This is a genomic window from Francisella noatunensis subsp. noatunensis (assembly GCF_009823375.1).
Classification (GTDB): domain Bacteria; phylum Pseudomonadota; class Gammaproteobacteria; order Francisellales; family Francisellaceae; genus Francisella; species Francisella noatunensis.
In genome coordinates, this window is the sequence record NZ_WBSX01000057.1 from 1 (window position 1) to 10,962 (window position 10,962).

Genomic DNA, 10,962 nt, shown 5'->3' on the forward strand with positions numbered 1-10,962 from the left:
CAATATAAATACAAAAAAGAAGGTGACTCTAAACAAGTTAAGATAAAGGATAGAGCGAGTATTTCTGAAAGACCTAGCAGTGCTAATAGAAAAAATCTTTATCACTTTGAAGGTGACACTATTGTTGGTAAAGACCATAAAAGTGCTATTGTAACAATGGTCGATAGAGCTAGCAGATTTACTATTTTAGCCAAGTCTATAGATAGAACAGCTAATTCAATCAATAGAATATTGTACAAAGTATCTAATGGTCATAAAATATTAACAGCTACATTTGATAATGGTAAAGAGTTTGCTAAACATAAGAAGCTAACTAGCAAGACTGGCATCAAAGTATTCTTTGCTGATCCATACAGTCCTTGGCAAAGAGGTACTAATGAAAACATGAATAGGTATATCAGACAATTTATACCTAAAGGTACTAACTTTAACAATATATCTCATCAATACATTAGAAAGTTACAGATAGACTTGAATAATAGACCTAAGAAATGTTTAAATTACTTGACACCTAATGAAGTACATTTTGGTATCTCTATAAACATTGAGAATACAATCTAGCCTTAATAAAAATTTTTTCATGATCCCCACCTACTCATACAAACCTTTAACTAGTGTATCAGATTTAGATTTAGTATTTTTTGTTGTACTTTTAATTAAACTTAACAGTTCTTGGTAATTACTAAAACTTTTTCCGGCATATATGCTCGCATTTAACGATTTTAATTGCTCTTTTAATTGCGTGAATATCTCGGCAACCTCTAATAATGAAAAGAGTTGCTTATTACTCTTAGTATTTGCCCAACCAATAATTGCTTTTTGAAGCTGTATATTATCTCTCTTAGCACATGCTTTTTTAATATCTTTTATGTTTACAGAATTTTTATCATCTGTAACAAATGCCTCTTTAGGTGAACTTTTAGCTTTACGAGTTAGCTTACATCTTATGAGTAGCATAAATGTAATCAGCCATAGTACAAAAAGTCCTACTGCAACATTTCGCCAAAAAGTATCCTCAACAACCTTTTTTATAACTTGTGGTGTAGTAGCCTGACTATTTGCATTAAAACTTGTACTTGGTATAGTGCCTTTTTTGACATCAAATGTTTTCGCAGCTATTGTCGCAAGTTGTGACTTACTATTGTCAATATCGAACCATTTTAACATAACAGCAGGAACTGTTGTTTTACCTTGCTTAATAGGCATATAACCAATCTTATAGGTCGCTGTGCTTATTAGCTGGCCACCTTGCTCGATATCCTCAAGTACTGGCTTTTCAGAATAAACATTAAAAGCATCAGAAGATTTAAATTCTAATTTTGGAATATCTTCACTCAGGACACCTTTTACCTTAATAGTTACAGTCCTAGTTAGTAGCTCTCCCTCTTTTATGGTATCTCCTGCTGACCAGTTATCACTAATTTTAACATCTGATGCAGGGAACCAATCTTTAATAGCAATTTTCTCAGGAATTGGCTTAACTCTTAAGAATTTAGCATCGGTAGAGAAGCTCTTGACCCTAGTTCCTAACTGACCAAATGTATTAGGAATAGTCGCTTGCATTGCAATAGCTGGAATAGCAATAGTTCCTGTTCTATGTGGAATTATCAAAAAACTTTCTTCAACAACATCATACATTTTACCATTAATGCGTTTTTGATAAGTTCTTCTATGATTGGTTTGTTTTATTTCAGAGTTTTTTATATCAAAATTTCTAGGATTTAGACTTAAAATAGGTGTCGAATAATACAGCTTCAAAGTATACAATACAGGCACATTAACATAAGTTTCGCTTGTAGCTAGTGTTCCTATAGCAAATATATCCTGATAATTACTTGCTTCTTCACTTGAGAGTTTTTTATCTACTTTTATAGAGATTGGCTTTGTTGACTGATTACCAACTTCAATCGCAGGTATTGTCAAATTACCCGATCTATTTGGCATAAGCGTGACAATCATCTCAAATTGTGAGCTTGATTTACCATTTATAACAGTAGTCTTACTACTAGTACTAGTATTATAAACTGTAAAATCCTTATCTAAAACATCTAAGTCAGGTTGGGTGTCAAAATCATCTAGATGGAGTATTAGCTCAAAAGTTTCTCCATACTCAAGATGAGTATTATCCACACTAGCTGTGACATTAGCATAACTAATATTCAATCCAGCGATTAACAGCAAAAGTATACTTACTAATTTTAATAATTTAGTTCTCACGCTCATCTCCTATCATCCTCTGGTAGTCACGTGCAAATTTATTTCTAAGAAGTCCCCCTGGATTATCATTTATCGCAGCTAGAAGCTTATTCGTCTCTTTGTCATTTAGTTCTTGTTGGCGCTGATCTGCTGCATCTGATTGCTCAGGATTATCTTTATTATCTTTATTATCTTTATTATCTTTATTATCTTTATTATCTTTATTATCTTTATTATCTTTATTATCTTTATTATCTTTATTATCTTTATTATCTTTATTATCTTTATTATCTTTATTATCTTTGTTATCTTTGTTATCTTTGTTATCTTTGTTATCTTTGTTATCTTTGTTATCTTTGTTATCTTTGTTATCTTTGTTATCTTTGTTATCTTTGTTATCTTTGTTATCTTTGTTATCTTTGTTGTCTTTGTTGTCTTTGTTGTCTTGAGAATTCTGCTGATTATCTTTTTGTTTATCTAGCTCTTTAGCTACTTCTAAGTTATCTTTTGCATCTGCAAAATCTGGTCTTTTTTGTATAGCTTTTGTATATGCATCTATAGCTTTTTTGTATTCGCCCATATGCGTTAAGACATTACCCTGATTATACAACCCTTTAGCTGAATCATCTTTTTTAAACTCTTGATATGCGTTTTGATAGTCTCCGGCCTTATAGTATGAAGAACCTTTCCAATTACTATTTTCAAAAGCTTCAGCTGCCTTTTTTGCATTACCACTATCATAATAGCTCATGCCTTGCTGATCTCTTGTTTGCCATAAATCATTCCACTTATTTGCAAAACAAAAACATGGCAATAGAAACAAGATAAATATTAATTTTCTTAGCGACATATTCTCTCCAAAATACCTCTTCTAAAAAATAGTAAACTCATAGCTACTAGTAACCAAATAAAATAAATCCCCTCATCCTGCCAAAAGATATTTGCCGACCTTTTATCTGATTTCTTTTTACCATTGCCTTGTGTATCTGATAATAACTTTTTAACATCAGTATTATTAACAGTTAAAGTCACTAATTTTCCAGATCCAGCTTTTGCTAATGCTTCAAGTTGATTCAGATCTATACCAAAATACTGGATATTGCCTCCATCATCTTTTATATAATTACCCTTGTCATCTTTAGCGATACCCCCCTTCGGAGTTCCTATTGCATATACATCAGTATCTATACCTTGCTCTGCCAACTGTTTCGCTTTAGCGATAGCATCAGCTGATGGTGTTGAATCTGTTATCAAAATTATCTGACCTTTTTTTGCACCAGCCTGAGTGATTAACTGAGCAGATTTTTCTATAGCCTTATAGATATTATTACCCTGCACAGGCACAATATCTGAATTAATAACAGGGACAAGGTTCTCAACAGTATTTGCATCAGATGTTAATGGCGAGACAACAAATGGCTCACTTGAAAATACTACCATCCCAACCTGACCTTCTTTTATTCTACGCAAAATATCCAAAGTCTTATATTTTGCCCTCTCAAATCTAGTTGGAGAAACATCTGTAGTGTCCATAGACTGTGAAACATCTAAAGCAATAACTCTCGAAACATTTTCTTGATATACAGGCACATCTTTATATTTCCATGTAGGACCTGCCAATGCTATCACAGATATAATCCACAAGCACAAAAATAAAAAAGGCACCAATGACTTTTTAGTTTTTGACTGCTTACCTACAACTACATGCTCTAACAAATGACTATCACAATACTTAGCCCAACTATTTGCTTGTGAAGAACTTCTAAAAAGTAAAATAACAAAAACTACAATAGGCACTAATGCCAACAGCCACCACGGACGCAGAAAATGAAAATCCATACTAATATCCTCTCCTACGCTTCAACCATACCATAGTCATTACAAAACTTAACAGCAATGCAAGACCAAGACTCCATGGATATAGATATCTAACAGGTCTAACTACTGTTTTGTCTGACTCTATCGGCTCTAGCTGATCTATTGACTCATATACTTGTTTCAAATCAGTACTATTTTGCGCTCTAAAAAACTTTCCTCCAGTCATTGTCGCAATTTTTTGTAATACTTCTGTATCTAGATCCTCTGATGTATTAACTAATCTTTCACCAAAAGTAGTCTTAACCATCATTTGTCCGCCACCCAAACCTATGGTGTATATTTTTATGTGATATTGTTTAGCAAGTTCCGCTGCCTGCAAAGGTTGTAGTGCTCCTGAGTTATTTTCACCATCTGTTAGCAAAACAAGAGCTTTAGAGTCACCTGGGTATCTTTTGAGCTTCTTAACTGCTAAACCTATAGCATCTCCTATCGCAGTCTGTGGACCTGGTAAAGCAATACTAGCATCATCAAGCATTTTTTTGACAGTTGGAATATCAAAAGTCAACGGCGTTTGCAAATATGCCCAAGTACCAAAAAGTATCAAACCTACTCTATCTCCTTGACGGGTATCTAAAAATTCATTAGCAACACGCATTACAAGATCAAATCTTGACTCCATCTTACCATTTGACTTCTGCATATCTTGGATAGCCATACTACCAGACAGATCAATAGACATCATAAGATCCCTACCACTTTGTGGCAAGCTAACCGGTTTGCCTAACCACTGGATACCAGAACCTGAAATAATCAATAATATCCAAATAGTACTTAGAATATATTTAAGATAATTTGCTTTGGTAAAGTCTCCATTTTTATTGCCTCTCAACTGAGATTCTAACTGATCAAAAAAAGGTGTTTTTAGTGCTAGCTGCTTATCATGTTTTACCCTTGGAAATATCCAATAGCTCATAAGAGGTAAAATAATCAAAGCCAAAAACCAAGGATATTCTATATTAATCACAATACTCTCCTTAGCCACTGCTCTGCCACAGTCAAAATTTCATTTAGCGTTTGTCTATCTAATTCGATAGCTCTATAACTATTTACCAGCATATTAGCTTTGGTATTTTTAAAATTTTGCTTTTTCATTTTAGAGTCAAGAAACTCAAGCCATTGCTCACCATGTAGAGTTTTGATTTCTTGGTTTGGAAATTTTTGTAATGCTACTCTTTTTAGATATACAGATATATTTTGCAAAGCTTCTTTAGGTTTATTTTGTTGAGTCTCTTCTATTGTCCTTCTAAAATCATTAACAATAGAATCCTTGTAACTATTTCTCTTTTTCCTAAAATGTAGAATAATCAAGAAGATAATAAAAGTTAGTACAATCAAACCTAAAAGTAACCACCAACCATAAGCTAAAGGCCACCATTGAGAGACCCTTGCAGGCAAATAAATATCTTTTAATTGAGCCAAAAGATCATTAGTTTGCATAATTAGCTATCCCATAGTTTATTGCTTTAACCAGATCATCATTTGTCGCTATCTCAATAAACCCTGTTTTATTCTTACGTGAAAAATCCTTTATCGCAGTGTATCTTTCTTGATAAAGGTTTTTATAAACACTTCTTTGTTTCTTACTCGCAGCATCTAATACTATACGATGCTCACCGTCACTAAAATAATATGTATCTAAAGCAGGTAACTCCTTTTCTATAGGATCATAACTAAAGATATTTATAACCTCATTTTTAGCTCTCAATAATTTAAGATACTGTTTTGCTTGCTCATCAAAACTACTAAAGTCACTAATAATAATTATCACACTATTACTACGAACTTTCGCATACAGAAACTTTATAACATCTGCTAATTTCTTTTGAGATTTAAGCTGATAATCTTTGTGATCAGTCGTTATAAAATTAAACATTTTGATCAGCGCTGATTTATCTTGTTTCGCGGGATAGAAGTTATAGCCTTGATCATCAAAAATGATACCACCAACCTTATCATGTGCTTCTAACGCAAACCCTAATAACGCTAGTGTATTAGCAGCCTTAACGCATTTAAAGCACTCCCTTGTACCAAAATTCATTGTACTATTTTGATCAACAATAAAATACAGACTACGTTCACGCTCTTCATGATAAACTTTAGTGTATGGCTTACCAAGTCTTGCTGTAAGTGACCAGTGCATCAATCTAATATCATCGCCTGCTTGATAATGTCTAACCTCATCAAAGTCCATGCCACGACCTTTTGCATTAGAAATATTTGTACCAGCATTAGTCGTATTAACTTTCTGATTAGCAAATAATTTTAGTGACTTTGCCTGATAGCGATGATTCAAAAGCTCTTGAATATCAGCCTTAACACCTTTATAACTTTTCATTGAGGATACTCTAAGGGATTGGCACAGCCTTTAGCAATTCAGTAATCACATCATCACTTTTAATACCATCAACATCTGCTTCAAATGTTAATAATATTCTGTGACGTAGGACTTCATATATAACTGCATGAACATCTCCAGGAGATACATAGTCATTGCCAGATAACCAAGCATGTGCTCGAGCTGCTCTATCTAATGCTATAGTTCCTCTAGGACTTGCACCAAAGGCAATCCATTTTTTGATACTTGGACTATATTTTGATGGGTCTCTAGTAGCCAGAATCAACTCAATAATATATTGCTCAAGAGCTGCTGACATCTGGACATTCAAAACTTCTTTTTGTGCTGCAAAAATTGCTTCTTGAGAAATATTTGGGTAGCGCAACTTCTGTCCTAGTGACTCACCTCTACTTATAGCCAGAATCTTTGCTTCAGTTTTTGGATCCGGATACTCAATCTTCACAAAAAGCATAAATCTATCTAACTGTGCTTCAGGAAGTGGATAAGTACCTTCTTGCTCAATTGGGTTTTGCGTAGCCATCACCATAAAAAGATTAGACAAAGGATAAGTCTTCTTACCCACTGTGATTTGCTTCTCTCCCATAGCCTCAAGCAATGCCGACTGAACCTTTGCAGGCGCCCTATTTATCTCATCAGCAAGTAATAGGTTATGAAATAATGGTCCAGACTGAAATTCAAAGCTCTGTTGCTGAGGTATGTACATCTCTGTACCTGTCAAATCTGCTGGTAAAAGATCCGATGTAAACTGCACTCTATGATAAGAGCAATCTATACTTTCAGACAATGTTTTGATCGCGGTTGTCTTAGCCAATCCCGGAGCCCCTTCTACGAGTAAGTGTCCTCCAGCTAGCAATGCTATCAACAAGCGCTTATTTAAATTTTCTTGACCAACAACACGATTGTTTAAGAATTCTAATAATTCTTCAAACTGATTATATACAGACACAGTCTCTCCAAAACCTCTTATCTTCTTTTGTAGAGTATAGGGGTTGTTATTAGTTTTTCAAGAGCCTAGGCTCGATATAGCTAATTTACAAAGACTTAATACTGCTATAAAATTTAAGCTATTAATCTATAAATTAGTATAATCCTCATGAAAACTCTTAAATTATTGACTCATTTTATACTAGTAAATCTAGCTCTTACTAGTTGCTCTAACAACACTGATTTATCTAAGGACCTAAGTACAACAGGAGACTCAATTATAAGACTTGCTAACGGTACACTTAGTGCTGAAATAAATAACACCAGCCTACAGAGTGTCTACAATGCTACTCTTTTAGCTTTAAATAATAATAATGATAAAATAAAAACTAGCAATATGGACAATAATTCTGCTGAAATCACAGGTACCTATACTGTAGACAAAGGCTTTTTTAATAAAGCAGGTATAGATAATTTTGATATCAATCTACTCAAGACCAAAAATGATACTGTAAGTTTATTTATTAAGATGGGTAAATTTGGAGATCAGCAAACTTCGGTTAACTTATTAGCAAATATCAGAAGCAATCTAGGATTATAATATGAATGTGAACATCCCTAAAGTATTGTCTATACAGTCTCATGTAGCATACGGCTATGCGGGTAACAAAGCTGCTGTATTTCCTATGCAAAGACTTGGTATAGAAGTCTCTCCAATATATACAGTACAGCTCTCAAACCATACTCAATATGATTTTTTTAAAGGATCTTTTTTTAGTGCTGAAGATATCCAAAATGTTATTGATGGAATGATTTCCAATGGTTTTCTAGAAAAGCAAGATGCCATATTATCTGGCTACATTGGTAATGTTGATATTGCTAAAGTCATAGCAAATACAGTCATTTTACTTAAAGAAAAAAAACAAGCTAGCCTATACTGCTGTGACCCTGTATTTGGTGACAAATATGATGAAGATGAAACAGGGCATATTTTTGCATCAAATGACCATCCTAAAATCTTCTTAAAACACCTATTACCACTAGCTGATATAGTCACACCTAACCTATTTGAGCTAAGTGTACTAAGTGATACGACAATAAACAGTTATAGTGATATAGTCAAAGCATGCCAAAAACTAATTTCAATAACAAAAAATAAAAAACAAATAATAATTACCACTAGTGTTTCTTTTGATAAAAATAAAACTGGTATAGCGATATATCAAAACGACAACTTCTCATATATAGAATCCGCTAAATATAAAGTCCAACCTAAAGTTAGTGGCTCAGGTGATATCACAGCAGCGATGTTTTTAAGCTATCTTCTAAAAGGCAAAACACTAGATGAAGCTCTAAACTTAGTTACCAAGTGCTTAGATGGTATCTTCAGGGTTACACACGAATTAAACACTGATGAACTAGCCTTAATACAAGCACAGGAGTACATCAAATAATGGATCGTTATAGCAAAATCACAGATGTTCATCGCTACAAAAGAGAAATCGTACTACTAAAAAGTCGACCTTGTGCTTATGGAAAATGTACATTTTGCGATTACATATTAGATAATTCAAAAAATATCGATGAAATCAACGCTATTAACCTTGATATTTTAAACAATATTACCGGAGAATTTGGTATTCTAGAAATAATAAATTCCGGCAATATATTTGAACTTCCTCAGGCAACTAAACAGCTTATCAAAGAGATAGTCAAAGAGAAAAATATCAGATTATTATTTGTTGAAGCGCACTGGATGTACAAAGACCATCTGCACAAAATCAAAGATCTTTTTGAGACTGATATTTTTATCAAAACAGGCTTAGAAAGTTTTGATAATCAATTTAGAGAAAAAGTCTTAAATAAAGGCTTCTTTCATAGCTCTCCAAAACAATTAAGTGAATTGTTTGATTCTGTTTGTCTTTTAATTGGTGTCAAAGGTCAATCAAAAGAAATAATAAAAAAAGATATTGAGATTGCTAAAAAACACTTCAATCACACAACTTTGAACCTATATGTAAACAACACAACATCAATAAAAGCAGATGAAGAGCTCAAAAAATGGTTCCTAGAAGAATACAAAGATCTTTTCAACGATCCTCAATTTGAAATACTTGTTAGTAATACTGATTTTGGAGTTGGTGACTGATACGGCTTTAGTTGATATCAAAATACGCTCAAATATGATATCTTTGTAGTATAAATATACATTTGGGGAAGATGTTGCCACACACTTTAAAACAAATTTCAGATACTCTGAAAGTAAAAATAATCAACGCACCTTCTGATGAAATCACTATTTCAGGACTTAATTACGCAGATTTAGCAAATGAAAATGATTTAACTCTGATAGATCAGCGTGAACATATCAAACTTTGGAAAAACTCAAAAGCTGCAGCTGCTATTGTCAGCGATAAGATCAGCACTGAGTTAGCAAAAATCAATGATAAGCCACTATTGGTAGTGAATAACGCAGATTTAGCAATGGCTAAAATATTAGAGCTTTTTTCTGTACCATACCCTGAACAAAATGGCATTCATGAAAAGGCTGTTATTGACCCAACAGCAAAAATCGGCAAAAATGTCTCAATCGGTCCAGGAGCATACATCGGTAAAAATGTTGAGATTGGAGATAATACAATAATCTACGCTAATGTATGTATTTATAACGATACAAAGATTGGTACTAACTGCATTATATGGCCTAGTGTTACAATTCGAGATAGAACAGTCATAGGACACTTCTGTAGACTATATTCTAACTGCTCTATAGGCACAGATGGGTTTGGCTACAGACCTTCTGAAGATGGTAGAAGCATTGTCAGAATTCCGCATATCGGTAATGTTGTGATTGGCAGTTTTGTAGATATCGGTTCAAACACTTGTATTGACAACGCTAAATATGGATCAACAATAATTGGTGATTATGCAAAAATTGATAACTTAGTCCAGATAGGTCACAATGTCATTATTGGTAAAGGCTGTATGATATGTGGACAAGCTGGTATCAGTGGCTCTGTAGTGGTTGGCGATGGAGTAGTTATTGCTGGTAATGCTGGTATCAAAGACCATACTAAGATTGGTAGTGGTGCTCGTATCGGTGGCAAAGCTGGTGTAATGTGGGATGTCCCTGCTGGCGAGAATCATATGGGATACCCAGCTTACAAAGATACTGAGTTAGCAAAGCAATGGATTGCTATCAGAAAACTTCCAGAAACTATGAAAAAACTCAAAGCGCTAGCAAAAAGTCTAAAAATCGATCTATAAAGATTATTATCTAATTTTTTACTCATTTAAATTTCTAATATCATAAATAAGAATTTCTGATATCCAATTTAATTATTAGCTAGATTGTATTCTGAAAGTTTTAAATAGTTGAAAGAGAGTTCCAAATATAGTTTATTAGGTTTTGACGAAACTAAAATAAACGATAAGGAACTAAAAAATGCCAAAGCACTTAACTCTTTCAAATAGATATTGCATAGAAGAATTACTTAAATTAGGATACCAAACATCTCAAATAGCCAATAAAATTGGCTATAGTGAAAGAGCTATAAAAAAGGAACTTAATCGCACTAGTATAAATAGTGACTATAATGCTGAGATAG

Annotated in this window: 13 protein-coding genes; 6 read left to right on the top strand and 7 right to left on the bottom strand. The window is 33.4% G+C overall.

The annotated features are described in order from the left end of the window. Positions 1-561: IS30 family transposase (locus tag F8C69_RS05870; RefSeq protein WP_159183759.1), on the top strand; the 561-nt coding region annotated here is incomplete at its 5' end. Between the two features lie 30 nt (positions 562-591). Here F8C69_RS05870 and F8C69_RS05875 read toward each other — a convergent pair. Genes F8C69_RS05875 through F8C69_RS05905 form a run of 7 tightly spaced genes read right to left on the bottom strand, consistent with a single transcriptional unit; the run spans position 592 to position 7,376 of the window. After that, positions 592-2,217 carry a BatD family protein gene (locus F8C69_RS05875; protein WP_159184540.1) on the bottom strand — a complete coding sequence of 542 codons (1,626 nt, stop codon included), beginning with the start codon at positions 2,215-2,217 and terminating at the stop codon, positions 592-594. Beyond that, complete coding sequence (locus F8C69_RS05880; RefSeq protein ID WP_159184541.1) at positions 2,207-3,046, bottom strand: tetratricopeptide repeat protein; 840 nt, start codon at positions 3,044-3,046, stop codon at positions 2,207-2,209. The genes F8C69_RS05875 and F8C69_RS05880 overlap by 11 nt, the downstream gene beginning before the upstream one ends. Beyond that, a complete protein-coding gene (locus F8C69_RS05885) occupies positions 3,037-4,035 on the bottom strand; it encodes a vWA domain-containing protein (RefSeq protein ID WP_159184542.1) in 999 nt (332 codons plus the stop codon). Before F8C69_RS05885 ends, F8C69_RS05880 begins: the two co-directional genes overlap by 10 nt. 1 nt (position 4,036) lies before the next feature. Continuing rightward, positions 4,037-5,038, bottom strand: a complete 1,002-nt coding sequence (locus F8C69_RS05890) for a vWA domain-containing protein (RefSeq protein ID WP_159184543.1) — start codon at positions 5,036-5,038, stop codon at positions 4,037-4,039. Further along, the gene (locus F8C69_RS05895; RefSeq protein WP_004286655.1) at positions 5,035-5,511 is read right to left on the bottom strand and encodes a DUF4381 domain-containing protein; all 477 of its coding nucleotides are present in this window, start codon (positions 5,509-5,511) and stop codon (positions 5,035-5,037) included. The genes F8C69_RS05890 and F8C69_RS05895 overlap by 4 nt, the downstream gene beginning before the upstream one ends. After that, entirely contained in the window at positions 5,501-6,409 is a 909-nt protein-coding gene (locus F8C69_RS05900) for a DUF58 domain-containing protein (RefSeq protein ID WP_159184544.1), read from the bottom strand. Before F8C69_RS05900 ends, F8C69_RS05895 begins: the two co-directional genes overlap by 11 nt. 10 nt (positions 6,410-6,419) lie before the next feature. Next, entirely contained in the window at positions 6,420-7,376 is a 957-nt protein-coding gene (locus tag F8C69_RS05905) for an AAA family ATPase (protein WP_159184545.1), read from the bottom strand. Between the two features lie 147 nt (positions 7,377-7,523). Here F8C69_RS05905 and F8C69_RS05910 point away from each other — a divergent pair, with 147 nt between their 5' ends. The 5 genes from F8C69_RS05910 to F8C69_RS05930 form a co-directional block, all read left to right on the top strand. Further along, entirely contained in the window at positions 7,524-7,955 is a 432-nt protein-coding gene (locus tag F8C69_RS05910) for a DUF3568 family protein (protein WP_159184546.1), read from the top strand. Position 7,956: 1 nt separating this feature from the next. Further along, complete coding sequence (gene pdxY / locus F8C69_RS05915) at positions 7,957-8,808, top strand: pyridoxal kinase (protein ID WP_159184547.1); 852 nt, start codon at positions 7,957-7,959, stop codon at positions 8,806-8,808. Continuing rightward, positions 8,808-9,503 (top strand): radical SAM protein, encoded by a 696-nt coding sequence (locus tag F8C69_RS05920; protein ID WP_159184548.1) that lies wholly within the window; start codon positions 8,808-8,810, stop codon positions 9,501-9,503. Before pdxY ends, F8C69_RS05920 begins: the two co-directional genes overlap by 1 nt. Positions 9,504-9,577: 74 nt before the next feature. Continuing rightward, positions 9,578-10,621, top strand: a complete 1,044-nt coding sequence (gene lpxD / locus F8C69_RS05925) for a UDP-3-O-(3-hydroxymyristoyl)glucosamine N-acyltransferase (RefSeq protein WP_159184549.1) — start codon at positions 9,578-9,580, stop codon at positions 10,619-10,621. Positions 10,622-10,799: 178 nt separating this feature from the next. Beyond that, a partial coding sequence (locus tag F8C69_RS05930; RefSeq protein ID WP_159183823.1) for a helix-turn-helix domain-containing protein occupies positions 10,800-10,962 on the top strand: 163 nt, incomplete at its 3' end.

Coding starts and splice junctions, on each gene's coding strand:
- F8C69_RS05880 (WP_159184541.1), bottom strand. CDS start 3,046: ATGTCGCTAAGAAAATTAATATTTATCTTGTTTCTATTGCCATGTTTT.
- F8C69_RS05895 (WP_004286655.1), bottom strand. CDS start 5,511: ATGCAAACTAATGATCTTTTGGCTCAATTAAAAGATATTTATTTGCCT.
- F8C69_RS05900 (WP_159184544.1), bottom strand. CDS start 6,409: ATGAAAAGTTATAAAGGTGTTAAGGCTGATATTCAAGAGCTTTTGAAT.
- F8C69_RS05920 (WP_159184548.1), top strand. CDS start 8,808: ATGGATCGTTATAGCAAAATCACAGATGTTCATCGCTACAAAAGAGAA.
- pdxY (WP_159184547.1), top strand. CDS start 7,957: ATGAATGTGAACATCCCTAAAGTATTGTCTATACAGTCTCATGTAGCA.
- F8C69_RS05910 (WP_159184546.1), top strand. CDS start 7,524: ATGAAAACTCTTAAATTATTGACTCATTTTATACTAGTAAATCTAGCT.
- F8C69_RS05885 (WP_159184542.1), bottom strand. CDS start 4,035: ATGGATTTTCATTTTCTGCGTCCGTGGTGGCTGTTGGCATTAGTGCCT.